Here is a 22,533-nt window from a genome sequence, read left to right on the forward strand (position 1 = left end):
CGGTTTCGCGGTTCCGCATCATCAGCCGTTCCGGCGGCGGAACAGGCTGGACAGGACCGCGCCTGCCACCAATCCGCCTGCGGCAATCAGAAGCGGATTGCGCCGGACAAAGCTGTCGGCTGCTGCGGCGGCTTCGCGGGGGACACCTCCGGCTTTCATCGCGCGGGCGCGCAGCCGGTCAGCCGCGGCCTGCACATCTGCCGCGGCATGATCCGCCATGGCAGATGCCTTGCGCTTGCGGCGGTGCGCCGCCTTGGCGGCACGGTGGAAGGCATCCTTGATATCCTTTTCGGCGCGATCGCGGGAATGCTTCGATCTTTTCATCACGCCCCGTCCTTTCTGTCGGTCAGGCCCGCGCTGATCTGCAACGGCCTGTTGCAACTGGAAAACGATGAGGAAGCTTCGATGGTTCCGCCTTGCCGCCCGGCTGCGGGAACATTTCCGCGAGGGGACGGTTCAGCCCCGAGCCGCCCCCAAGGAGGATGACATGCTGGGCTGGACGCTAACCTTCGCCATAAGCGCTTTGCTTGCGGCCGCATTCGGGTTCAGCGGCATAGACGGTCCCGTGGCGACGATCGGCAGGATCCTGTTCGCGATCTTCACGATCCTGTTCGCAGCGACGGCCCTGACACGTGCCATACGGGGCAAACCCCCGATCTGAACCGAAAAGGCCGTGCCTGCCAGCGCGGCCTTTTCATCTTTTCAGTTCCGCACCCAGTTGATGGCAAGCGGTTCGCGGAAGGCGAAGCGTTCCAGGTGCCGCCCCATCACGCCTTCCAGCCGCTCCAGCTGCTCGGGCGTTTCGGCATCTGCATGCATCGTCAGCACCGTGTCAGTGGCGGACAGGGTGGCCATACCCATCTCGAACGTGATTCTGCCGGTGTCGGGCGTGAACTCGACCGGGATCTTGTGGCTGAAATGCTTGCAAAGCTGCTGAAGATAGCCGGACGCCTTGGGCGTCGGAATGGTGGCGGTGCTTTTCATGGTCTGCCTATCGAACAACAAGTGGGATGGTGAAGATGTAGCTTGGGTCGTTCAGCCCGGCCGGTGCGGCGGGAAAGCTGCCGGATGCAGCCTGCACCGCCTGCAGCGTACGCTTGTCCAGCGCAGCGTTTCCGGAGGAGGATGCAAGGGACAGCCCGACCAAGCGGCCAGCGGGCGTGACGGAAAGCTGCACCGTAACGGTGCCACGATCGCGCCCGCCGCGAATCCGCCGTTCCACCCGCTGGTGGATCTGAAGGCCCCAGCGCGTCCGCAGTTCCTGCACCTGACCGGCCGACATCGCGCGCTGTGCCTGCCCCTGATCGGAGGGCGCGGCCTGACGGGCCTGCGAGGGCGGCGGCGCAGCGGCTTCGCGGCGCGGTTCCTGCTTTCGGGGTGTTTCCTGCACCACGCGCTCGGGCCGTTGTGGCGGGCGGGCGGCCGGTTTGGGGGGCGGAGGCGGCGCATCGGGCAGCGCCAGTTCGTCGGGCTGCGGTTCGGGCAGATCTTCCGGCACTTCGGCGTCCGGCGGCGGCGCATCCTCGGCCACCGGTTCGGGCGGGGGTGCCGTTTCCTCGATCAGGTCCGGCTGCTCGGGCGCTTCGGTTTCCGGCACGTCGGGTGCCGGCGCCGATATGGCCTGTGCCGGAGGGGAGGCCGCCGGAGGCTCAAGGTTGATCTCGATCACCTGACCGGCTTCGTGCCCGTCGCGCTGGGCCTGCATCGCGATGGCGGTTGTTGCGGCAAGAACGCCCGCCACCGCAGCGGCGGCACCCAGCCAGCCCAATTGCTCGCGCCGCCGGTCGGCGCGCGTCAGTTGTGCCTGCCAGTCGGCGCCGCGGGTCTTCATGGCGCGGCCTGCGGTGTCGGCGCGGCTTCCAGTCCGACCAGCGCGACCTTCAGGTAGCCGGCATCGCGCAGGCGGTTCATCACCGTCATCAGTTCGCCATAAGGAACGGCCTCATCGGCGCGCAGGAAGATGCGCTGTTCCTTGTCGCCGCCCGTTTGCGCATCAAGCGTGGCAGCCAGCGCATCATCCGCCACAGGATCATTGCCCAGCGTCACCGTCAGATCCTGCTGCACGGTCAGATAAACGGGATCCTGCGGGCGCTGCTGCGGGGCGGCGTTGGACCCGGGCAGATCCACGGGCACATCCACCGTGGACATCGGCGCGGCCACCATGAAGATGATCAGCAGCACCAGCATCACGTCGATGAAGGGCGTGACGTTGATCTCATGCGCTTCGTTCAGATCGTCGTTGCTTTCGCGGATACCTCCGGCCATGTGCCTACTCCGCTGCCATGGCCCGGCGGGCGGTGTGGCGGAAATCCAGGTCGCGGCTGACCAGCCGTTCGATCCCTGCGCCGGCATCGCCAAGGCCCTGCTTGTAGGCGACGATCTGCCGCGCGAAGGCGTTATAGATCACGACCGCGGGAATGGCGGCAACAAGTCCGATGGCCGTTGCCAGCAGCGCCTCGGCGATGCCGGGGGCCACGACGGCAAGGTTCGTGGTGTTGCTTTCCGCGATCCCGATGAACGCATTCATGATGCCCCAGACAGTGCCGAACAGCCCTACGAACGGCGCGACCGACCCGATGGAGGCGAGGATGCCCGTACCCTTGCGGCGGCGGCGTCCGGCCTGCGCCTCTATCCGCTCGATGATTGAACGGATGCGTTCCTTCACCCCTGCAACACCTGCGGAATCCAGCGCGGCATCGGATTTGCGCACCTCTTCCAATGCGGCCTGAGCCATGAAACTGGCAGGATCGCGGCGGCCTTCCAGCACCTGCGCCACCGCATTCAGCGTCGCACCGTCGCGGATCACGCTTGCGGCGCGGCGAAGTCGGTTCTTGGCGCCGGCAAATTCCACCAGCTTGAACACGAACACCGTCCATGTGGCAAAGCAGGCCGCCAGCAGGATCAGCATGACGCTTTTGACGACCCAGTCGGCCTGATGATACATGCCCAGAACCGAAAGGTCATGCGGCAGGACCGGCGCTTCGGCTTGCGATGCGGCGGCAGCGGGCTGCGCCGCCTCCGTTGCGGGTGCGGGTTCGGGGGCCGGTTCCGGCGCGGCAGCAGCGTTGGGCCGGGGGGTGGCAAGATCTGGCTGCGCCTGGGGTGCCGCGGGCGCGGATTGTTCGGCCGGTGCCTCCGGGGTGACGGGGGGCGGCGCGTCCTGCGCTGCCGCGATCGATCCCAGAAGCATCGTGGCAATCAGGATGCCCCCTGCGTGAAGCTTGCCCGTCATGAATCCGGCCCTTCCGATCAGATGTCCTTTGGGGGGCTATAGGATTAACGACTAAAATAGTCAATTTTAAATCCCATGCTAAAATGTCAGCTTTTAGGTTGCCCCCGGTAGTGCTTGTGCAACCTGTTAAGCCCGTATTCAGGAATGTTGGGCAATCTGGCACGGAAGGAGCCAGATCATGGACAGGCAAAACCGCCCTTTCATCATAAAGCGAAAGAAGATCAAGGAAGCTGGCGGTCATCACGGTGGCGCATGGAAGGTGGCCTATGCCGACTTTGTCACGGCGTTGATGGCGTTCTTCCTGCTGATGTGGTTGCTGAACGCCACCACGGAAAAGCAGCGCAAGGGTTTGGCGGACTTCTTCAACCCGACTACGCCGCTCAACCGCACGTCGGGCGGTGGTGCCGAACTGTTCAACGGCGACAGCATCTTTACGGAAGAACAGCTGGTCCAAAGCGGTGCCGGTTCCACGAACAAGCTGCCGACGGAAACGAAGCGCGCGCGTGGTGACATGGGGCAGGGTAAAACCGGCCTGGAGGAGGAGCGGCGAAAGCTTGACGAGTTGATGCGCGCGCGCGGCGGCGAAAGCATGACAATGGAACAGGCCCTTCGCCACGTGGTCACGCGGGTGACCGATGAAGGGCTGGTGATCGAGGTTTTCGACCTGCCCGATGTTCCCCTGTTCATCGGCGACACGGCAGAGCCGCAATCCGTCATGCGCGACATCGCGCGGCTGCTGGCCGATGTGCTGGCCCTGACAGCCAACAACCTCGCCATATCGGGGCATGTCCGAAATTACCCCCTGATGATGCTGCACAACCCTGCATGGGATCTATCGGCGGATCGGGCACAGGCCGTGCGTGCCTTGCTGGGCCAGATGGGTCTGCCACAAGAACGTTCGTCGCGGGTGGAAGGTCATGCCGACCGCCGCCCCGTCACCGCCAATCCGATGGCAACGCGCAACAACAGGATCGAGGTGATCCTGCTGCGCCGCGATCGTTAGGCCGCTGTTAAACCCGACACCTGAATCTGAAAGCCAACCAATGAAGGGCGCGAATCGACATGACGATTACCTCCTCGATGAATGCTGGCGTGGCCGGCTTGAACGCCAATGCCTCGCGCCTTGCTTCGATTTCCGACAACATCGCCAATGCCGGAACCTATGGCTACAAGCGCGCGGAAACCGATTTCTATGCCATGGTCAGCGCGGGAAGCTCGGGCGACAAGTATTCGGCGGGCGGGGTGCGGGCGACATCCACGCGCTTGGTCAATGAAAGCGGCGCGTTGACCGGCACGTCCAATGCGACCGATCTTTCGATCAGCGGGCGTGGCTTCATTCCGGTTTCTGCCGATGGCGAAAACGTATCGCTCGCCACCACGGGATCGTTCCGGATGGATGCCACCGGAACGCTGGTGACGGAAGCGGGCCTTACGCTGATGGGCTGGAAAGCTGGCCCCGATGGCACCGTAACTGCCGCTGCGCGCGAATCCATGGCCGCGCTGGAGCCGGTGAAGGTTGGCCTGAACCAGTTCATCTCCAACCCCACCACCCGGATGTCGATGTCCGTGAACCTGCCTGCCACGGCCACGCAGCCGGGGGCGGAAACCAAGACGTTCCGGCAGACGATGGAGTATTTCGACACCACCGGCACCTCCAGCCAGCTTACCGCCAGCTTCACCCCGGTGGAGGCGACGGGCACCGCTGCCAGCAACCAGTGGACGATGGAACTGCGCGACGAAGCCTCGGGGGAGGTGAAGGGAAGCTATCTTCTGACCTTCGACATCAGCGCCACCGCCGGCGGAACCCTGTCCGATGTGCAGAATCTGTCGGGCGCCGAATATGACGAAGAAACCGGCAGCATCGAGCTGGATCTTGGTGAAAGCACCGTCGCCTTCAACATCGGGAAGTACGGCTCCATCAGCGGGATGACGCAGCTTTCCGACACCTATACCCCCGGTTCGATCGAAAAGAACGGCTCGGCCATCGGCAGCCTCACCTCGGTCGAGGTGGACGATGACGGCATGGTGCGTGCAATCTATGATCAGGGCTTCAGCCGCGTGATCTATCAGGTGCCGGTTGTCGACGTGCCGAACCCCAACGGCCTGAAGTCGCTGAATAACCAGACCTATGGCCTGACGAATGAAGCCGGCGCCTTTTACCTGTGGGATGCCGGAACAGGCCCCGCCGGTACCATCGAAGGCTATACGCGCGAAGAATCCACGACCGATATCGCTCGAGAGCTGACATCCCTGATCCAGACGCAGCATGCCTACTCCTCCAACGCCAAGATCATCCAGACGGTGGACGAGATGCTGCAAGAAACCACCAACCTGAAGCGCTGAGGGTATCATGTCGCTTGGCTCGGCCCTTTCCATCGCACAAACCGGCTTGTCCGCAACTTCCCGCGCGGCAGACCTGACATCGCAGAACGTCGCAAACGCCCTGAACGAAGGGTATGCGCGGCGCGAACTGGCCCTTGGCACCCGCTTGACCGGTGGCGTGATGGTGGAGGGAATCACCCGCTTCGCCGATCGCGCCATCATTGCCGACCGGCGCATCGCCCAGGCCGAGGATGGAGGCGCGGCAAGCATCGCCGACTTCCTGCGCCGGATGGAGGATGCTGTCGGCGCGGACGGCTCCACCGGGTCGGTCGGGGGATTGGTTTTGGCACTTGATGCGGCCTTGATTGCGGCAAGCGGGCAGCCGCAGTCGGAGAGCGTTCTGGGGGCCGCGGTGACGGCAGCCGATGCCCTTGCCTCGCGCCTGAACGGTCTGACCGATACGGTGCAGGCCGCACGGCTGGCCGCTGACAAGGGGATCGCGAAAGGCGTTGCGGCCATCAACACGTCGCTGCTGCAGCTTGAAAAGCTGAACGGCCGGATCGTTTCGGCCACGGGGGCGGAAGCGGCAAGCCTGCAGGACCAACGTCAGCAGCTGGTGGACATTGTTGCCGCCCAGATCCCGCTGAGGGAGATCGAGCGGGACGACGGGCGCATCGCACTGATGACGCCCGACGGAACGATGCTGCTTGATGGTAAAGCAGCGCAGCTTGGCTTTGCACCGGCCAATATCATGGCCGACGGCGTCGAAGGGGCGGGGCTGACGATCAACGGGCGCCCGCTGGATCTGACCTCTTTGGGCAATGGCGAACTTGCGGCACAATTCACCATTCGCGACACGCTTGGCCTTGATATGCAAAAGCGGCTGGATGCCTTTGCCGATGACTTGGGTGACCGGCTTGAAGGCACGGGCCTTCTGCAGGTGTCGGGCGGGCAATACGGCGTGGATCCTCGACTTGTGGAAGAACCTTTCCGCCTGCGCGAAGGGCTGTCCGCAGAGGCTGAAACAGCACCGGGTGATGCATCGCGCCTGAACGCGATTCTGAAGTCGTTGGCTGCAGGGGCGGGGGCATCCGGCAGCGTGGCGTCGCTTGTGTCGGGCATCTCCACCAGCCGCGTTGCGGCCGAGGATCGGGCGACCTTCGCGTCCGCCCGCCATGACGCGCTGCGCATGGCCGAACTTTCGGACGGTGTTGATACGGATGCCGAGATGACGAAACTCCTGTCGATCCAGCAAGCCTATACCGCGAATGCGCGCGTGATCCAGGCGGTGGACAAGATGATGCAGGACATTCTGGGGCTTTGAAATGACTAGCATCTCTTTGTCGGACATGGCGCAAAACTTCGCGTTGCGCCGCCAGAACACATCGCTTCAGGCCGATGTCCGCAAACATTCGACGGAAAGCACCACGGGGCTTGTCGCTGACAGGGGGCGTGCCCTTGGCGGTGACTTCACGGCCCTGTCCGGCATCGACAGCAGCCTTGCGCGCCTGAACGCTTATGGCAGCACGTTGACCCAGGCGGAAACCGTTGCCAGCGCCACGCAGTCCGCACTGGACACGATCAACGTTTCTGCCGGGTCCCTTGGCATACAGATGCTGGATCCCACGACGTCCGGCAATACCACCTCGTTGGCGGCACTGGCGGAAATCGCCGCCAGCAGTTTCGAGGCAACCGTTGCTGCCCTGAACAGTCAGGTTGCGGGGCAGTTGCTTTTCGCCGGTGTCGCAAATGTGCAGCCGCTTCCCGATGCGTCCGCCATTCTTTCCGCGCTGCAGGAGGCGACGGCAGGCGCCACCACGGCACAGGAAGTATCGGACCGCGTTGCCGCATGGTTCGCGTCGGATCAGGCCTATCAGGGTGGGGCAGATCGCGCACCGTCGGCGGTGGGCGATCATGATCGGGTTGATGCCACCGTCACTGCCGGCGATCCGGCGCTGATGCGAACGGTTCAGGCCCTTGCGATGGGCGCGCTGCTTTCGCAAGGTGCGCTTGAGGGGCAGGATGACGAACGTCGGGCGCTGGCACGGATCACCGGCACCGCCCTTACCGAGGCGGACGCTGCCCGCACCGAACTTTCCGCCCGCCTTGGGGCAAGCCAGGAACATCTGGCCGACATCCGCACCCGCGATACCGCGCAGATCTCGGCGCTGAAGATGGCGCGGCTTGATATCCTTGCGGTGGATCCCTACGAGTCCGCCGTGCGGCTGGAGGCGACGCAGACGCAGATCGAAACGCTTTATTCGGTCACCGCTCGCCTGTCGCGGATGAGCTTGGCGGACTTCCTGTGATGTGGCGGCTCGTCGTCTTTCTAATCTGCTTTGCGCTGCCTGTTGTGGCGGGACCGATCCGTATCAAGGATCTGGCCGATTTCGACGGGGTGCGGGGCAACGATCTTGTCGGCTATGGCCTTGTTGTCGGCCTGAACGGCACGGGCGACGGGCTGCGCAACTCTCCCTTCACCGAGGAGATCATGTCCAACCTGCTGGAGCGGCTGGGCGTGAACGTCACGGGCGAGATGCTGCGCCCCAAGAACGTGGCGGCGGTTCTTGTCACCGCCAGCCTGCCGCCCTTCGCGCGGTCTGGCAGCCAGATCGACGCGACCATATCGGCCATCGGTGACGCGAAAAGCCTGCTGGGCGGAACGCTGGTGATGACGCCGCTGAACGGGGCGGACGGCCAGATCTATGCCGTGGCGCAAGGCACGATCATCGCGGGGGGCATTTCAGCAGAAGGGGAGGCTGCGCGTGTCGTGCAGGGCGTTCCCACCTCGGGCACCGTTCCCCGTGGCGCGCGGGTGGAGCGGGAGGTGGAATTCGACTTCGGCGGCCTCCAATCCATGCGGCTGGCGCTGCGCAACCCCGATTTCACCACCGCCGCGCGTGTGGAAGCAGCCGTGAACCGCAGCTTCGGCAACCGGATGGCGACCATGCTGGATTCCGGCACGGTGGAACTGAACCTTCGGGGGCAATCGCCCGCACATGTTCTTGCACGTCTGGAAAACCTGACGGTGGAGCCGGAAACGCGGGCGCGTGTGGTTGTTGATCAGCGTTCGGGAACAATCGTGATGGGGGAGGACGTGCGGATCAGCCGCGTGGCTGTTGCCCAAGGCAACCTGACCCTGCGGATCGAGGAAACGCCGCAAGCGGTGCAGCCCAATCCCTTCTCTCCGGGGCAGACCATCGTCCTGCCGCGCACCGAGGCAGAGATCGAACAGGACCCCGGTACCGGCCTTGCCGAGTTGGAGGGCAGCACCAGTCTGTCCCAGGTGGTTGCGGGGCTAAATGCGCTTGGCGTCGCGCCCTATGACATGATCGATATCCTCAAAAGCATAAACGCAGCCGGGGCGCTGCATGCCGAATTCGTCGTGCGGTGAAGGCACTTCCACCGGGTCGCGCATCTGATAGTCTTCCGCGCAAGCAGGGGATGGCATGATGACGACACATCTATGGATGCGGCACGAACAGCGCCCGCATGAGGAACGGACGGGCCTGACGCCCGAAGGCGTAGCCGCACTTGTGGCACAAGGCTTCCGCGTTACGGTCGAAGACAGTCCGACCCGCTGCATCGCCACGGCCGTTTACGCCGAGGCGGGGGCGCAGATCGCACCGGCCGAAAGCTGGCCCGTCGCCCCGCGCGATGCCATCATCTTCGGTCTGAAGGAACTGCCCGAGGATGGTACGCCCCTGATCCATCGCCACATCCTGTTCGGGCATGCCTTCAAGGGGCAACGCGCCGGCCAGCTGCTGCTGGCGCGGTTTCGTCAGGGTGGCGGCACGCTTTACGATCTGGAATCTTTGGTGGACGAAAGCGGGCGGCGTGTTGCGGCGTTCGGATACTGGGCAGGCTATGCCGGGGCGGCGGTTGCGCTGAAGTGCTGGGCGGCACAGCAGGCTGGCGGGATCTGCGGGCCTTTGGCGCGGTTTTCTGGCCGTGTCGCGCTGCTTTCGGATCTGGCGCACGAACTGGGGGATGCACAGCGCCCGCGCGTGCTGATCATCGGTGCCAATGGCCGCGTCGGCACCGGTGCCGACGACCTTTGCTCGGCGCTGGAGGTACCTGTCACCCGCTGGGACATGGCAGAAACCGCCAGCGGCGGCCCGTTTCCCGAGGTTCTGACCCATGACATCTTCCTGAACTGCATCCTTGCGCGGCCGGGCTGCCCCGTCTTCGTGCCCGTTTCGGCCCTGGCGGCGCAGCGGGCGCTGCGGGTGATCGGGGATATTGCCTGCGACCCCTCGTCTGACTATTCGCCCATCAAGGTTTACGACCGCACGACGGATTGGGACAGTCCGGCCCTGCGGGTGGCGGATGCGCCCGTTCTGGACGTGACCGCGATCGACAACCTGCCGTCGCTTCTGCCGGTCGAAAGCTCCGAGGATTATGCGATCCAGCTTCTGCCCTCGCTTCGGGCGCTGGACCGGCTGGATCAGGGCGTGTGGGCGCGCGCGAAGGCCGAATTCGACCGCCACATCTAGCGGCGGCCGAACAGCTTTTCGATATCGTGCAGCGCCAGTTCGACATAGGTGGGGCGGCCGTGGTTGCACTGCCCCGATTTCGGCGTCGCCTCCATCTCGCGCAGCAGGGCGTTCATCTCCTCCGCACGCATCTGGCGGCCTGACCGGACCGATCCGTGGCAGGCCATGCGCGACAGGATCGCGTCCATGCGCGCCTGAAGGGTGGTGCTGTCGCCTTCGGCCAGCTCGTCCAGAATGTCGCGCAGCAGCGCCGCCGCATCCACGCGGCCAAGGATGGCGGGCGTTTCGCGCACGGCGATGGCCCCCGCGCCGAACGGTTCGATTGTCAGCCCAAGGCGGGCCAGATCATCTGCCATATCCAGAAGCTGGGCGGCATCCGGCGCGGAAAGGTCCACGATCTCGGGGATCAGCAGGGCTTGGGCGGCCACGCCCGCCGCATCGCGCTGCGCTTTCAGTTTTTCGTAAACCAGCCGTTCGTGCGCGGCATGCTGATCCACGATGACCATCCCGCGCGCCGTCTGTGCGATGATGTAGTTTCCGTGCACCTGCCCGCGCGCGGCCCCCAGCGGCAGCGTGTCATCGGCCTGAACCGGTTCTTCCACCACCCGGGCCGAGGGGGCTTCAGCGAAACCCAGCGGGGCCTGCCATGTCGTGCTGCGGGCCAGGACAGGCTGCGAGGGGCGATCCATCTGGTAAACGCGCGGCGGTTCGGGGCGCATCGCCTCAAGCGTTTCGGTGGCAACGGTGGAGGATGCGCGATGCCCCGCACCCGCCAGCACCTGCCGCAGCCCCGAAACGATCAGCGCGCGCGCGGTGGCCGGATCACGAAAGCGCACCTCTGCCTTGGCGGGATGCACGTTCACATCCACAAGCTGCGGATCGCAGGAGATGCGCAGCACGGCCGCCGGATGCCGGTCCCGCGACAGCACATCCATATAGGCCGCGCGCAGTGCCCCCATCAGCATCCGGTCCAGCACGGGGCGGCCGTTCACGAACAGGAATTGCTGCGCGCCCGATCCACGCGAATAGGTGGGCAGCGCGGCGTAACCCGAAAGCCGCAGCCCATCCCGTTCGATATCAACAGGCAGCGCGTTGGTCACGAAATCCGGGCCAAGGATGCGACCCAGCCTCCCGGCCAGCGCGTCGAACAGATCGCCTCTTTCAGGATCGGTGCGGAAGATCACCCGCGCGGTTCCCGCATCCGTCAGCGTGAACCCGACCGAGGGTTCGGCCATCGCAAGGCGGCGGATCACGTCGGCAATCGCCTGCGCCTCGGCGCGGTCGGTGCGCAGGAACTTCAGGCGGGCGGGGGTGGCATAGAACAGATCGCGCAGCTCCACCATCGTGCCGGGGCTGGCGGCGGCGGGGCGCACCGCCTCCATCCGTCCGCCGGTCACGGTGATGGCCGCCCCTTCGCCCCCGCCACAGCGCGAGGTGATGGTCAGGCGCCCGACGGCGCCCAGCGATGGCAGCGCCTCGCCCCGAAACCCGAAAGAGCGGATGGCCAGAAGGTCGCTGCCGTCGATCTTGGACGTGGCATGCCGCGCCAGTGCCAGCGGCAGATCGGTCGCCGTCATGCCGCAGCCGTCATCGGTCACGCGGATCAGGGTCTTGCCGCCATCGGCATAGTCCACCGAGATACGGCGCGCGCCCGCGTCCAGCGCGTTTTCCACCAGTTCCTTCACCGCAGAGGCGGGACGTTCCACCACCTCGCCCGCGGCGATGCGGTTGATGGCGGATTCGTCAAGCTGGCGGATGACGGGGCGGGGATCAGACGTGTCGCGCATGCCCACAAAATAGCATGGCGCGGGGCGGCGTGCCACCGCCCCGCGCGGCATCAGTTTTCCAGGCCCTTCGGCTGGCCGACCACCACGAAATGCAGCGCCTCGGGGTCGTAAAGCTCGCGTGCGACGCGGTTCACATCCTCCAGTGTCAGTGCCTCGATCATCTCGTTGCGTTTTTGCGGGTAATCGACAGGAAAGCCCTGCATCTGCATGCTGACAAGGATGCTGGCGATCGGCCCGTTGCCATCGAAGCGCAGCGGGTAGGCGCCGGTCAGATAAGTTTTGGCAGCATCCAGTTCCTGCTGCGTGACCCCATCCTGCGCCAGCTTTTCCCATTGTTCGCGCACCAGCGAGACAGCCTCGCCCACATTGGCATTGTCCGAGGCGAAGCGGCCGGCCAGAAAGCTGCCATGCTCCATCGAGGCAAGCTGGCTATAGGCGCCATAGGTCAGGCCGCGCTTTGTGCGCAATTCGTCCATCAGGCGGGCGGTGAAGCGGCCGCCGCCCACGATCTCGTTCAGGGTGAAGGCGGCCATGAAATCGGGATCGTCCACGGCAGGGGCGGGCTGGCCGAACTGCACAACAGATTGAGGGGTGGGAAAATCGACCACATGCGTATCGCCGTCCGCCTGCCAGTCCGCATCGCCGGGGCCTTCGGCGGCTTTTGCGGGCAGATCGCCCAGAAGCCGATCCAGCAGGGTTCCCAACTCCGTGGGTGTGATGTCACCGGCGGCGGCGACATAGATATTGTCCTGCGCCATTGTCGCCTTGTGCGCGGCAACCAGATCGTCGCGCGTCAGCGCCGACACGCTTTCGGCGGTGCCCGATGCGTCGCTGCCATAGGGGTGATTGCCAAAGACATCGCTGCTGAAGGTCCGGTTGGCAATGGCGTCGGGATCCTGCGCATCGGCGGCAATGCCCGAAAGAACCTGCCCGCGCACGCGCGCGATGGCGGAATCGTCAAAGCGCGGCTGGATGATGGCCTGGCGCAGCAGGTCCACGGCCTCGTCCCGGTTTTCGGTCAGGAATTGGGCCGAGACGCTGACGGCGTCGGCATCCGAGGAAAACCCGAAGCGTGCGGCCAGCCTGTCGCGTGCGGCGGCAAAGCCCTGTGCGTCCAGATCACCTGCGCCTTCTTCCAGCGTGGCCGCCATCAGGTTGACCGCGCCTCGCTTGCCTTCGGGATCAAGGGACGTGCCGCCAAGGAAGCGCAATTCCAACGCGGTGAAGGGAATGGCATGTTCTTCCACCAGCCACGCGGTGATCCCGCCGGGGGAGGTGACCTTCTGGATATCCACCGCCGCATGGGCAGGCAGGGCCAGGCAGATCACGGCGGCGGCATAGCGCAGGATCTTCATTGCGTCGTCTCCTCTTGTTCCAGCCAGCCGGTGACGGAGGCGCGCTTGTCCAGCACCTCTTTCGCCGCGTCGATCACCTGATCGGCGGTGACTGATTGAAGGATGCCGGGCCAGTCCTGCACATCCTGCACCGTCAGGCCCACCGCCAGCGCCGCGCCATAGCGGCGGGCAAGCGCGCCCGCATCGTCGCGCGAATAAACATCGTCGGCCCGCAGCTGGGTCTTGATCCGCGCCATCTGCTCGGGGTCGACGCCATCGCGGATGAAGTCGGCCAGAACGGCGTCCAGCGCCTCTTCGGCCTCTTGCAGGGTGGTGCCTTCGGCGGGAACCAGTCCCAGCCGGAAGGACGACGGATCAACCGCCACCCCGTCATAGGCGGCCATGGTGTAGATGGCCTTCGGATCATCCCCGAATTGCAGCCGCTGCGCGAGGACCGAGGTGGTGGGATCGCCGCCCAGAAGCGCGGCCAGCACCTCCAGCGCGGCGGCCTTGGCCTGATCGCCCGGATTGCGTTCGGGTGCCAGATAGCTGCGCAGCAGGAAGGGCTGCGCCACGCGCGGATCGCGGAAGGTCAGCCTGCGTTCGGCCAGCTGCGGCGGTTCCTGCGGGCGCAGGCGCGGCGGGATCGTCGTGGACGGCTCCAGCCCGCCGAAATGCCTTTCGGCCATGTCGCGCACCTGATCGGGCGTCACGTCGCCGGCCACGACCAGCACGGCGTTGTTGGGGGCATAGAAGGTGGTGTAGTGATCCAGCGCGTCCTCGCGGCTAAGCTCCTCCATCTCGGCCCGCCAGCCGATCACGGGGCGGCGATAGGGGCTGTTGAGGAACTGGGTTGCGGCAAGCTGTTCCTGGAACTGCGCCGAAGGATTGCTGTCGGTCCGCTGGCTGCGTTCTTCAAGGATGACATTGCGTTCATTGTCCACGATGGGCTGGGACAGGTTCAGGTTGGCCATCCTGTCCGCCTCCATCTGCATCATCAGATCCAGACGGTCCGCCGCCACGCGCTCGAAATAGGCGGTATAGTCATAGGAAGTGAAGGCATTGTCCGATCCGCCAAGAGCCGAAACCGTGGTGGAAAACTCCCCCGGCTTCATGTCCTGCGTGCCTTGGAACATCAGGTGTTCAAGGAAATGCGCAACGCCGGATTCGCCGGCTTTTTCATCGGCGGATCCGGTGCGGTACCAGACCATGTTCGTGACAATGGGCGCGCGGTGATCCTCGATCACGACGACTTCGAGGCCGTTTTCCAGCTTGAAATCCGTCACGTCCTGCGCCAGCGCGGGCGCGGCGCCAAGACCAAGGGCCAGCAGGGTGGCTGGCAGGCGATGGGGCATCGGGGTTCCTCCTTGCGATCGGATGGCAAGGTGGCCCGCGGGGGCACGGCGGGCAAGGCCGCATGCCGTGCCCTACGCGCTTGTGATCACTGGCCGGTCAGCGGGGCGGCGGGCGTGCGGCGGCCCTGCTGGCGCCAGCGGACGGTTTCGGACTGCGGATCAAGCAGCTCGTCGCCATAAGCTTGATAATAGGTCGTGTTGTTCAGCACACGGTCCAGAAGGCGGCCGCGGTTGCCCGCGCGGAACGCCTCATCCTCGGCGGCAAGCTGGCCGCGAACGCCCGCTTCGGTGCCGTAACGGCCCGTGGCCGCCAGCAATGCGCCGTCGCCGGCTGCGCCCGCATTGGGGTTGCCGCCAAGGGCGGTGATCGCTTCGGCCTGCGGGTTCGGTTCCGTCCGGTTCACGCCGCCGGGTGTGGGGGGCGGCAGCGCGTTCAGCGAAGGCGGCATTTGCAGCGGTTTTTGCGGTACGACCGAGAATTCGTCCGGACCGTTGCCCGCCGAGCGCAGGCGGATCAGGTTCGGATCATCCCCGCCACAGGCCGAAAGCATCAGGAACGCCCCGCCCGCCAGTGCCAATGCTGCACGCATTCTCCGCCTCCTTCGTCGTTCGGCCCGTTCTAGCTTATGGAACCCGTCAGGTCACGAGGTCTTTCTGCGACCCTTCTTCGGGCTTTTCGTATCCCCGGTGAACAGCACAAGCCCGATCGCGCCAGCGAAGATCGCGATGTCGGCCACGTTGAAGGCATAGGGATTCTCGATCCCGCAGCAGGACATGTTCAGGAAATCGGCCACCGCGCCGTAAAGCAGCCGGTCCACCACGTTTCCGATCGCCCCGCCGATCAGCAGCCCGGCCGAAATCTGGGCCAGCCGCGAATGCCCCGGCGTGCGCATCCACCATGCCACCCAGACCGAAATGATAACGGCGATGCCGATCAGCAGCCACTTGGTGAACGCCGCGTCCCCCGCGAACAAACCGAAGTTCATCCCCTGGTTCCACGCCATGCGGAAGGTCAAGATCGGGGGGGCGACCTCGATCTCCCCCCGATGGATCAGGCCCATCCCGTGCACCACGGCCAGCTTGGTCATCTGGTCCAGCGCGAAGGTGACGGCGGCGGTGACGGCGAGGGCGCGCATGTCAGTGCCGGAAGTGGCGCTGGCCGGTGAAGATCATGGCAAGGCCCAGACGGTCGGCCGCCTCGATCACCTCGGCGTCGCGCATCGATCCGCCCGGCTGGATCACGCAGGTCGCGCCCACGCTTGCCAGAACCTCCACCCCGTCGGCGAAGGGGAAGAAGGCGTCGGAGGCGGCGGCGCAGCCCTTGGTCAGCGGTTCGGAAAGGCCCATCACCTCGGCCGCATCCTCGGCCTTGCGGGCGGCGATACGGGTGCTGTCCACCCGGCTCATCTGGCCTGCGCCGATGCCGACGGTGGCGGCGTCCTTCACGTAAACGATGGCGTTGGACTTGACGTGCTTGGCCACCTTCCACGCGATCAGCGCGTCGGCCATCTCAGCCTCGGTCGGCTGGCGCTTGGTCACGACCTTCAGGTCGGGGAGGGGCGCGGTGTCCTTGTCCTGCCCCAGAAAGCCGCCCGCGACCTGCTTGAAGGCAAGGCCGCCCGCCTTGGCGTCGGGCAGGCGCAGGGTGGTCAACAGGCGCAGGTTCTTCTTGCGGGCGAATACTTCCTTGGCGGCGTCGTCGGCGCCGGGGGCGATCACCACCTCGGTGAAGATCTCGGAGATCTTTTCCGCGGTGGGGCCATCCAGCGGCTGGTTCAGCGCCACGATCCCGCCAAATGCCGAGGTGCGGTCGCAGTCGAAGGCGCGGGCATAAGCCTCGGCCAGCGTTGCGCCGCGCGCCACGCCACAGGGGTTGGCGTGCTTGATGATCGCAACGGCCGCGCCGTCAGCCGGATCGAATTCCGCAACCAGTTCGAAGGCGGCGTCGGTGTCGTTGATGTTGTTGTAGGACAGTTCCTTGCCTTGCCACTGCTTGGCCGTGGCCACGCCCGGACGGTTCGACCCGTCGGTATAGAAGGCGGCGGACTGGTGCGGGTTCTCGCCATACCGCAGGGTGGATGACAGGGTGCCGGCGAAGGTGCGGCGGCGCGGAACCTCGTCCAGCGTTTCGGCCATCCATGCGGATACGGCGGCATCATAGGCGGCGGTGCGGCTATAGGCCGTCAGCGCCAGCCGCTGGCGGAACGCATAGGATGTCGCGCCATCGTTGCGCGCCATCTCGTCCAGCAGGGCGGCATAGTCCTGAACATCCGTGACAACGTTCACGAAGCGGTGGTTCTTGGACGCGGCGCGGATCATGGCGGGGCCGCCGATGTCGATATTCTCGATGCAGTCGTCATAGCTGCCGCCACGCGCGACCGTCGCCTCGAACGGGTAAAGGTTCACGACCAGCAGGTCGATCGGTTCGATCCCGTGGGCAGCCATGGCCAGCAGATGTTCGTCATCGTCACGAAGCGCCAGCAGGCCGCCATGCACGTTGGGGTGCAGCGTCTTGACGCGGCCGTCCATCATTTCGGGGAAGCCGGTGATGTCCGCCACGTCCTTGACGGGCAGGCCTGCGGTGCGCAGCGCGTTCGCCGTGCCACCGGTGGAGATCAGCTCGATCCCGCGGCCATGCAAGGCGCGGGCAAGGTCCAGAAGCCCCGTCTTGTCCGAAACGGACAGCAGTGCGCGTCCAATGTAAACGAGGTCGGTCATCCAATGGCTCCTGGGTCGTGGGGCAGATCGCGGGTCCGTGCCGGAGTATCGCCGGATCGGGAAAAGGTCCAGTCAAAGCGCGCGGGCCATTCCCCGATCTGCGGCTGCAGCACGATCCCGCCCGTGTCGATCTGTGCGCCGGGGGCGGTAAAGGCCCACTGCTCGCCCTCGGGCAGGGTCAGAAGGATGCGGTCCGGCGCGGCCTGCACGGTGATGCGCGGGTCCAGCAGGAACCGGATAGACAACGGCGGGGCGCGGAAGCGGCGGCGCTTCGGTGTCAGGATATGGGTTCCGTGCAGGGTGCCCCCATCCGCCGAAAGCGCAAGGTGGCATTCGCGCGGAAGCCGAATCCGGAATGTCCCATCGTGCAGGGTGGTGATGGCGGCCTGTGTTACCGAAACGCGGGAAAGCTTGCCGGGCAGCGACGCGCCATTGGCCGTAAGGATGCCGCCGGCGGTGACGATGGGGCCATGGCGGCTTGCCAGTTCGAACCTGTCCGGATCGGCGATGACCGTGCTGCCGCCACGGGCAAGGCGTGACAGCCCCATTGCCTGTGGCGGCGGTGCCTGCCTGATGTGCGCAAGGGCCAGCGCCGCGTCCAGTTGCAAAGGATCGCCGCCCGACCCGCCTGTCAGCCGTGTCAGGCGCCCGTCGGCATGGCGCATGGCGCGCAAGGCGTTCACGGCGCTTGCGATGCCGTCGTGCACCGGCGCGTTTGGCCAGGTTTCGCGCAAGGCCAGCATCAGGACCAGCGCCCGAACCAGCCCGTCGGGATCGCGGGGAAGATCGGGAAGCACGATCCCTGCAGGCCGCAAAGCGGGGCGATCCAGTGCATGGGCGGCCGCCGACAGCCCTGCCAGTGCCGCAACCCGCGCCCACCCCCGCGTCGCCCGCCAGCGCAGGCGCAGGAATTCGGCCTGCCGCGCCAGTGCCTCCATCGCGGGAAGGGGCACGCCGCGCGGATAGATGAAGCGGGCATGGGCCAGCCAGTGCAGAAGGCGGGGGCCGGTGGATTCGGGCGTCCAGCCTTCGCCCCGGCCGTAATGCAGAACCCAGTCGCCGATGATGCCCGCCGCGAACCGGCCCGAGCGTTCGTCGCCAAGTTCCGCCAGATCGTCCAGCCAGCCGAAGGTCCACGCATCTGCCCGTTGCCAGGGATGCCCTTCGGCGATCAACGCCTCGGCCCGCACGGGGTCGCCGGTCAGGGCCATCGGGGGCAGGGGGTGCAACAGATCGGGGACGCATGCCGACCGGCTGCGCCATGCTGCTATCTTGTCCCTCAGCCCTGCTTTTTTGCTTGTCATCGTTTGCAGAGGATACCGTTCAGCAGCGCCCCTGTCACCGCCGAAGGTTGACCATGAAGAATCCGTCCATCCCCCCGCGATCGGCCCAGAAGTCGGGGCGCAGGCGAAGCCCGCCTTGCGGCGTGATCCATGCCGGATCGATTCCCTCCAGTTCGGGGGGCTGAACGCGCAGGTCCGGATGGCGCACCAGCGCGGCGTCAAGCTGCGCCTCGCCCTCTTCGGGCAGAAGCGAGCAGGTGCAGAACACCAGTCGCCCGCCCGGTTTCAGCAGCGTCAGCGCGTGGTCGATCATGCGCGCCTGCAGGGCGGCCAGCGTTTCCGCTTCCTCGCCCGTCTTGGTGAAGGGCAGGTCGGGATGGCGGCGGATGGTCCCCGTGGCCGAGCAGGGGGCATCCAGCAGGATCGCATCGAAGGGTTCGGCCTGCCAATCCAGCACATCGGCGGCCACGACATCGGCGGCAAGCCCGGTGCGGGCAAGATTTTCGCGCAGGCGCTTCAGCCGGGGTTCGGAGATGTCGACCGCCGTCACCTGCGCCCCGGCATCGGCCAGTTGCAGCGTCTTGCCGCCGGGTGCGGCGCAAAGATCGGCGATGCGTTCGCCCTTTTGCGGGGCCAGAAGGCGCACGGCCAGCGCGGCGGCGGCGTCCTGAACCCACCATTGCCCGGATTCGTATCCCGCAAGGGCCGAAACCTGAACGCCCTGCGGCAGGCGCAGGCTTCCGGTGGGAAGGGCGGTGCCTTCGGGCAGATCGGTCGCGCCACTGCGGGGCGTGATGTCGATGGGCGGCTGCTGGGCCTGCACGGTTTCCATCGCGGTCACGGCATCGCGGCCCCATGTGCGGACCAGCGGCTGGCGCAGCCAGCGGGGCAGACGCTGCGGCGGCAGCCCGGCAAAGGGGGTCTGAAGATCGGCCACCTTGCGCAGCACGGCGTTGGTGAACCCTGCCTGATGCGACGTTTTTCGGTTATGGCGCACGATATCCACGGCCGCGTTCACCGCCCCGTGCGCTGCGGCACCGCCCTCGGCCATTTCCACCACGGCAAGGCGCAGGGCGTTCTGCACAAGGCGCGGCGGGGCGCGGCGGACATGCGGTTCCAGCACGCGGTCGGCCTGTTCAAGATGGCGCAGCACCAGCGTGACCAACCGCTGCGCGCGAGCGCGTTCAGAGGGGGGCAAAGCCTCCAGCGGGCCATTGGGAATGCTTGCGGCCTGCGCCAGAAGTTGGCGTTCCCCCAGAACGGTCCCCAGAAGCTGCACTGCTGCCTGCCGTGCGCGAAATCCCTCGACCGCCATGCAGCCCCCTTGTTAGCGTGGACCCCAGCGGTATATCAGCCACACCCGTTAGACAAGGAGAGCGCCATGACCGAGCGTTCCGAACTGCCCCCTGCCGCCCAGCGCGCCCTTGCCGAAGCCGAGGAACGGCGCAAGCTGGCCGTGCAGGACCTGCCGACCGAACTTGGCGGCCGCGACGGCCCCGAGCCTGTCCGGTACGGAGACTGGGAGAAGAAGGGCCTTGCCATCGACTTCTAGGGGTAGCGCGCCATCACGATATCCGGCCCGTCCTCGTTCGTGATGGCATAGCCGAGGGCGCCGTAAAGCCGCAGGGCGGCGGCATTGTCCTTGTGGACATGCAGCCAGACCTGCGGCAGCCCGCGTTCCTGCGCTTCGCTTCGAACCGCTTCCATCAGGCCCTGCGCCATGCCGCGCCCGCGGCAGGCGGCGCGCACGTAAACCATGATCACGGCCCCGTCGGGGCGCAGGCCGGCCAACCCCGCAGGCATGTGCCCGTCGAAGGCACAGAACACGGCGTTCGCCTCCAGCCTTGCCCGCCATTCACTTTCGGGCAGGCCGGTCCAGTCGGCGAGGGAGCTGGCATAGGCCGCGGGTTCCAGCCGCAGCGCTTCCAGCCGCAGATCGCGGAAGGTCTGCCAGCCGGCGGGCGTCAGGCGCCGGATCATAGCCCCAGCACGTCCATCATGGAGTAGATGCCGGGCTTCTTGTCCTGCCCCCAAAGGGCCGCCTTCAACCCGCCGCGCGCAAAGATGCCGCGATCCGAAGCGATGTGGCCAAGCGTGATACGCTCCCCCTCGCCGGCAAAGATCACGTCATGTTCGCCCACGATGGTTCCGCCGCGGATGGAGGAAAAGCCGATCGCCCCGCGTGTGCGTGCGCCGGTGATACCGTCGCGGCCGGAATCGCGCGCGGCGTCAAGATCGACGCCGCGTCCTTCGGCCGCAGCCTCGCCCAGCATCAGCGCCGCACCCGAGGGGGCATCGACTTTCATGCGGTGATGCGCCTCCACGATCTCGATATCCCAGTCGGCATCCAGTGCGGCGGCAACCTTCCGCGTCAGCCCCAGCAGCAGGTTCAGCCCAAGGCTGGTATTGCCCGACCGGATGATGACGGCATGGCGGGCCGCAGCCTCGATTCTCGTCAGGTGATGTGCCTCGAACCCTGTGGAGCCGCAGACGTGAACGGCGCGGGCCTGCGCCGCAAGGCCGGCAAAATCGACCGAGGCGTCGGGCGTGGTGAAATCCAGCACGCCCTGCGCTTTTGCGAACGCCTCAAGCGGATCGTCGGTCACGGTCACGCCCACCGGCGCCCCGCCCATCGCCACGCCCACATCCTGGCCGGCCCAGGCATGCCCCGAACGCACCACGCATCCCGCCAGCCGCGCCTTGTCCGAGGCCAGAACCGCCTGCACCAGCAGCTGGCCCATCCGGCCCGCCGCACCCGTCACCACCATTCCGGGAAGTTCTGTCATCACATCCTCCGTTTTCGGGGTCGTAGCGTGGAAAGGCCGGATTGCGAAGGGGGCGCGAAAGGCTTACATCGGGAAACATGGCACGCAACATCCACACTCCGGGCGCAGGCCCCTCTCAACGTCAGCTTCGCGTGGGCGAACTGATCCGCCGCGTCATGTCCGACGTGCTGAACAGGGGCGAGGTTCATGACCCCGACCTGAGCAGCGTTTCGATCACCGTGGGCGAGGTTTCGGTTTCCAACGACCTGAAGGTCGCGACGGTCTATGTCATGCCGCTGGGCGGTGGTGACGTGAAGGCGGCTATCGCGGCACTGGCCCGCAACAAGGGCGAGCTTCGCCACCGTGTCGCGAAGGAAATGTCGCTGAAATACGCGCCGGATCTGCGCTTCCGCCCGGACGAGACGTTCGACCGCCTGGACGAGACACGCCGGCTGTTCGCCGATGAAAAGGTCCAGCGCGATCTGCGCGCGGATGATGATGAAGAATAGGCTGCTTGCAACGCTGGCGGCCCTGTTCCTGCCGGTGGCTGGCCATGCCTGCGAAACGATGGAGTTTCGCGGCAACGGCTATGCCATCTGCGAAGCGGGGGCCGCCGATGACGTGCGCGTGTTCCAGACCGCGCCGGACGGGCGCCCCTTCGGCAGCTTCACGCGGGTGAACAACGCCCTGCGGGGTGAAGGCGAAAAGCTGGCCTTCGCGATGAATGCCGGGATGTATCATCCCGACCGCTCGCCCGTGGGGTTGATGATCGAGGACGGCGTGACGCGCAAGGATCTGGTCGTCGGCCCGTCCGCGGGCAATTTCGGGCTGGAGCCGAACGGCGTCTTTTGCATCGGCGAGCGGTTCAGCGTGGTGGAAACCCATGCCTTCGCAGCTGATCCGCCGGAATGCCGCTTTGCCACCCAGTCCGGGCCGATGCTGGTGATCGACGGGGATCTGCATCCGCGTTTTCTGGCCAACAGCGACAGCCGCTATATCCGCAACGGCGTCGGGGTCAGTGCCGACGGGCAGACCGCCTGGTTCGTGATGTCCGCGGACGAGGTGACGTTTCACGAATTCGGAAGCCTGTTCCGCGACGCGCTGAAGGTGCCGAATGCGCTGTTCTTCGACGGCTCCATCTCGCGCATGCATGCGCCTGAACTGGGGCGGGACGATATCGGCTTTCCGCTGGGGCCGATCGTGGGGATGGTCGTGCCCCGTTGACCGGGGCGCCGCCGCTG

At 66.0% G+C, this 22,533-nt stretch carries 25 protein-coding genes; 10 read left to right on the forward strand and 15 right to left on the reverse strand.

What is annotated here, in order from left to right; translation table 11 throughout:
* Nucleotides 1-21 precede the first annotated feature (21 nt).
* On the reverse strand, nt 22-324 hold the full coding sequence (locus JX25_RS00490; RefSeq protein ID WP_128253180.1) for a hypothetical protein: 303 nt from the start codon (nt 322-324) through the stop codon (nt 22-24).
* Between the two features lie 67 nt (nt 325-391).
* On the opposite strand from JX25_RS00490, the gene JX25_RS15015 reads away from it, so the two are divergent.
* Nucleotides 392-661: a DUF1328 domain-containing protein gene (locus JX25_RS15015; RefSeq protein WP_241557824.1), complete on the forward strand. Its 270-nt coding sequence runs from the start codon at nt 392-394 to the stop codon at nt 659-661.
* Nucleotides 662-702: 41 nt separating this feature from the next.
* On the opposite strand, the gene JX25_RS00500 is transcribed toward JX25_RS15015, so the two are convergent.
* Genes JX25_RS00500 through exbB form a run of 4 tightly spaced genes read right to left on the reverse strand, consistent with a single transcriptional unit; the run spans nt 703 to nt 3,232 of the window.
* A complete protein-coding gene (locus JX25_RS00500) occupies nt 703-984 on the reverse strand; it encodes a DUF2218 domain-containing protein (RefSeq protein ID WP_128253181.1) in 282 nt (93 codons plus the stop codon).
* A 7-nt stretch (nt 985-991) separates the two neighbouring features.
* Complete coding sequence (locus JX25_RS00505; RefSeq protein WP_128253182.1) at nt 992-1,831, reverse strand: energy transducer TonB family protein; 840 nt, start codon at nt 1,829-1,831, stop codon at nt 992-994.
* Entirely contained in the window at nt 1,828-2,265 is a 438-nt protein-coding gene (exbD, locus tag JX25_RS00510) for a TonB system transport protein ExbD (RefSeq protein WP_128253183.1), read from the reverse strand. Before exbD ends, JX25_RS00505 begins: the two co-directional genes overlap by 4 nt.
* 4 nt (nt 2,266-2,269) lie before the next feature.
* Entirely contained in the window at nt 2,270-3,232 is a 963-nt protein-coding gene (gene exbB / locus JX25_RS00515; protein WP_128253184.1) for a tonB-system energizer ExbB, read from the reverse strand.
* 178 nt (nt 3,233-3,410) lie between these two features.
* Between exbB and JX25_RS00520 the strand changes: the two genes are divergently transcribed.
* From JX25_RS00520 to JX25_RS00545, 6 genes are read left to right on the forward strand one after another with little or no spacing between them, the layout of a single operon-like run.
* On the forward strand, nt 3,411-4,235 hold the full coding sequence (locus JX25_RS00520; protein ID WP_128253185.1) for a flagellar motor protein MotB: 825 nt from the start codon (nt 3,411-3,413) through the stop codon (nt 4,233-4,235).
* 59 nt (nt 4,236-4,294) lie between these two features.
* A complete protein-coding gene (locus JX25_RS00525; RefSeq protein ID WP_128253186.1) occupies nt 4,295-5,575 on the forward strand; it encodes a flagellar hook protein FlgE in 1,281 nt (426 codons plus the stop codon).
* A gap of 7 nt (nt 5,576-5,582) precedes the next feature.
* Complete coding sequence (gene flgK, locus JX25_RS00530; RefSeq protein WP_128253187.1) at nt 5,583-6,878, forward strand: flagellar hook-associated protein FlgK; 1,296 nt, start codon at nt 5,583-5,585, stop codon at nt 6,876-6,878.
* Nucleotide 6,879: 1 nt separating this feature from the next.
* Nucleotides 6,880-7,863, forward strand: coding sequence for a flagellin (locus tag JX25_RS00535; protein ID WP_128253188.1), 984 nt, complete (start codon nt 6,880-6,882; stop codon nt 7,861-7,863).
* On the forward strand, nt 7,863-8,948 hold the full coding sequence (locus JX25_RS00540) for a flagellar basal body P-ring protein FlgI (protein WP_421779861.1): 1,086 nt from the start codon (nt 7,863-7,865) through the stop codon (nt 8,946-8,948). Before JX25_RS00535 ends, JX25_RS00540 begins: the two co-directional genes overlap by 1 nt.
* Nucleotides 8,949-9,006: 58 nt before the next feature.
* On the forward strand, nt 9,007-10,050 hold the full coding sequence (locus JX25_RS00545) for a saccharopine dehydrogenase (RefSeq protein ID WP_128253190.1): 1,044 nt from the start codon (nt 9,007-9,009) through the stop codon (nt 10,048-10,050).
* Here JX25_RS00545 and mutL read toward each other — a convergent pair.
* From mutL to JX25_RS00590, 8 genes are all read right to left on the reverse strand, one after another.
* Nucleotides 10,047-11,837: a DNA mismatch repair endonuclease MutL gene (gene mutL, locus JX25_RS00550; RefSeq protein ID WP_128255127.1), complete on the reverse strand. Its 1,791-nt coding sequence runs from the start codon at nt 11,835-11,837 to the stop codon at nt 10,047-10,049. The genes JX25_RS00545 and mutL overlap by 4 nt on opposite strands.
* Nucleotides 11,838-11,887: 50 nt before the next feature.
* The gene (locus JX25_RS00555) at nt 11,888-13,192 is read right to left on the reverse strand and encodes a M16 family metallopeptidase (RefSeq protein WP_128253191.1); all 1,305 of its coding nucleotides are present in this window, start codon (nt 13,190-13,192) and stop codon (nt 11,888-11,890) included.
* The gene (locus JX25_RS00560; protein WP_128253192.1) at nt 13,189-14,526 is read right to left on the reverse strand and encodes a M16 family metallopeptidase; all 1,338 of its coding nucleotides are present in this window, start codon (nt 14,524-14,526) and stop codon (nt 13,189-13,191) included. The genes JX25_RS00555 and JX25_RS00560 overlap by 4 nt, the downstream gene beginning before the upstream one ends.
* Before the next feature lie 86 nt (nt 14,527-14,612).
* Entirely contained in the window at nt 14,613-15,116 is a 504-nt protein-coding gene (locus JX25_RS00565) for a DUF3035 domain-containing protein (protein WP_128253193.1), read from the reverse strand.
* A gap of 51 nt (nt 15,117-15,167) precedes the next feature.
* Entirely contained in the window at nt 15,168-15,662 is a 495-nt protein-coding gene (gene lspA, locus JX25_RS00570) for a signal peptidase II (protein ID WP_128253194.1), read from the reverse strand.
* A 1-nt stretch (nt 15,663) separates the two neighbouring features.
* Nucleotides 15,664-17,244, reverse strand: coding sequence for a bifunctional phosphoribosylaminoimidazolecarboxamide formyltransferase/IMP cyclohydrolase (gene purH, locus JX25_RS00575; protein WP_128253195.1), 1,581 nt, complete (start codon nt 17,242-17,244; stop codon nt 15,664-15,666).
* Nucleotides 17,241-18,455 (reverse strand): hypothetical protein, encoded by a 1,215-nt coding sequence (locus tag JX25_RS00580; RefSeq protein ID WP_164876016.1) that lies wholly within the window; start codon nt 18,453-18,455, stop codon nt 17,241-17,243. Before JX25_RS00580 ends, purH begins: the two co-directional genes overlap by 4 nt.
* Before the next feature lie 127 nt (nt 18,456-18,582).
* Nucleotides 18,583-19,842, reverse strand: coding sequence for an RsmB/NOP family class I SAM-dependent RNA methyltransferase (locus JX25_RS00590; RefSeq protein ID WP_128253197.1), 1,260 nt, complete (start codon nt 19,840-19,842; stop codon nt 18,583-18,585).
* Between the two features lie 66 nt (nt 19,843-19,908).
* On the opposite strand from JX25_RS00590, the gene JX25_RS00595 reads away from it, so the two are divergent.
* A complete protein-coding gene (locus JX25_RS00595; RefSeq protein WP_128253198.1) occupies nt 19,909-20,079 on the forward strand; it encodes a DUF1674 domain-containing protein in 171 nt (56 codons plus the stop codon).
* Here the strand turns inward: JX25_RS00595 and JX25_RS00600 are convergent.
* Both JX25_RS00600 and dapB read right to left on the reverse strand, forming a co-directional pair.
* The gene (locus tag JX25_RS00600; RefSeq protein WP_128253199.1) at nt 20,076-20,507 is read right to left on the reverse strand and encodes a GNAT family N-acetyltransferase; all 432 of its coding nucleotides are present in this window, start codon (nt 20,505-20,507) and stop codon (nt 20,076-20,078) included. The two genes, JX25_RS00595 and JX25_RS00600, sit on opposite strands and share 4 nt — an antisense overlap.
* Nucleotides 20,504-21,313: a 4-hydroxy-tetrahydrodipicolinate reductase gene (gene dapB / locus JX25_RS00605; protein WP_128253200.1), complete on the reverse strand. Its 810-nt coding sequence runs from the start codon at nt 21,311-21,313 to the stop codon at nt 20,504-20,506. The genes JX25_RS00600 and dapB overlap by 4 nt, the downstream gene beginning before the upstream one ends.
* 77 nt (nt 21,314-21,390) lie before the next feature.
* On the opposite strand from dapB, the gene rbfA reads away from it, so the two are divergent.
* Entirely contained in the window at nt 21,391-21,801 is a 411-nt protein-coding gene (gene rbfA / locus JX25_RS00610; protein ID WP_128253201.1) for a 30S ribosome-binding factor RbfA, read from the forward strand.
* Nucleotides 21,791-22,516 carry a phosphodiester glycosidase family protein gene (locus tag JX25_RS00615; protein WP_128253202.1) on the forward strand — a complete coding sequence of 242 codons (726 nt, stop codon included), beginning with the start codon at nt 21,791-21,793 and terminating at the stop codon, nt 22,514-22,516. The genes rbfA and JX25_RS00615 overlap by 11 nt, the downstream gene beginning before the upstream one ends.
* The last annotated feature ends 17 nt before the right edge of the window (nt 22,517-22,533 follow it).

The sequence above is a fragment of the Falsirhodobacter deserti genome, from assembly GCF_004015795.1.
GTDB lineage: Bacteria > Pseudomonadota > Alphaproteobacteria > Rhodobacterales > Rhodobacteraceae > Falsirhodobacter > Falsirhodobacter deserti.

Coding starts and splice junctions, on each gene's coding strand:
- JX25_RS00490 (WP_128253180.1), bottom strand. CDS start 324: ATGAAAAGATCGAAGCATTCCCGCGATCGCGCCGAAAAGGATATCAAG.
- JX25_RS15015 (WP_241557824.1), top strand. CDS start 392: ATGAGGAAGCTTCGATGGTTCCGCCTTGCCGCCCGGCTGCGGGAACAT.
- JX25_RS00500 (WP_128253181.1), bottom strand. CDS start 984: ATGAAAAGCACCGCCACCATTCCGACGCCCAAGGCGTCCGGCTATCTT.
- JX25_RS00505 (WP_128253182.1), bottom strand. CDS start 1,831: ATGAAGACCCGCGGCGCCGACTGGCAGGCACAACTGACGCGCGCCGAC.
- exbD (WP_128253183.1), bottom strand. CDS start 2,265: ATGGCCGGAGGTATCCGCGAAAGCAACGACGATCTGAACGAAGCGCAT.
- exbB (WP_128253184.1), bottom strand. CDS start 3,232: ATGACGGGCAAGCTTCACGCAGGGGGCATCCTGATTGCCACGATGCTT.
- JX25_RS00520 (WP_128253185.1), top strand. CDS start 3,411: ATGGACAGGCAAAACCGCCCTTTCATCATAAAGCGAAAGAAGATCAAG.
- JX25_RS00525 (WP_128253186.1), top strand. CDS start 4,295: ATGACGATTACCTCCTCGATGAATGCTGGCGTGGCCGGCTTGAACGCC.
- flgK (WP_128253187.1), top strand. CDS start 5,583: ATGTCGCTTGGCTCGGCCCTTTCCATCGCACAAACCGGCTTGTCCGCA.
- JX25_RS00535 (WP_128253188.1), top strand. CDS start 6,880: ATGACTAGCATCTCTTTGTCGGACATGGCGCAAAACTTCGCGTTGCGC.
- JX25_RS00540 (WP_421779861.1), top strand. CDS start 7,863: ATGTGGCGGCTCGTCGTCTTTCTAATCTGCTTTGCGCTGCCTGTTGTG.
- JX25_RS00545 (WP_128253190.1), top strand. CDS start 9,007: ATGACGACACATCTATGGATGCGGCACGAACAGCGCCCGCATGAGGAA.
- mutL (WP_128255127.1), bottom strand. CDS start 11,837: ATGCGCGACACGTCTGATCCCCGCCCCGTCATCCGCCAGCTTGACGAA.
- JX25_RS00555 (WP_128253191.1), bottom strand. CDS start 13,192: ATGAAGATCCTGCGCTATGCCGCCGCCGTGATCTGCCTGGCCCTGCCT.
- JX25_RS00560 (WP_128253192.1), bottom strand. CDS start 14,526: ATGCCCCATCGCCTGCCAGCCACCCTGCTGGCCCTTGGTCTTGGCGCC.
- JX25_RS00565 (WP_128253193.1), bottom strand. CDS start 15,116: ATGCGTGCAGCATTGGCACTGGCGGGCGGGGCGTTCCTGATGCTTTCG.
- lspA (WP_128253194.1), bottom strand. CDS start 15,662: ATGCGCGCCCTCGCCGTCACCGCCGCCGTCACCTTCGCGCTGGACCAG.
- purH (WP_128253195.1), bottom strand. CDS start 17,244: ATGACCGACCTCGTTTACATTGGACGCGCACTGCTGTCCGTTTCGGAC.
- JX25_RS00580 (WP_164876016.1), bottom strand. CDS start 18,455: ATGGCCCTGACCGGCGACCCCGTGCGGGCCGAGGCGTTGATCGCCGAA.
- JX25_RS00590 (WP_128253197.1), bottom strand. CDS start 19,842: ATGGCGGTCGAGGGATTTCGCGCACGGCAGGCAGCAGTGCAGCTTCTG.
- JX25_RS00595 (WP_128253198.1), top strand. CDS start 19,909: ATGACCGAGCGTTCCGAACTGCCCCCTGCCGCCCAGCGCGCCCTTGCC.
- JX25_RS00600 (WP_128253199.1), bottom strand. CDS start 20,507: ATGATCCGGCGCCTGACGCCCGCCGGCTGGCAGACCTTCCGCGATCTG.
- dapB (WP_128253200.1), bottom strand. CDS start 21,313: ATGACAGAACTTCCCGGAATGGTGGTGACGGGTGCGGCGGGCCGGATG.
- rbfA (WP_128253201.1), top strand. CDS start 21,391: ATGGCACGCAACATCCACACTCCGGGCGCAGGCCCCTCTCAACGTCAG.
- JX25_RS00615 (WP_128253202.1), top strand. CDS start 21,791: ATGAAGAATAGGCTGCTTGCAACGCTGGCGGCCCTGTTCCTGCCGGTG.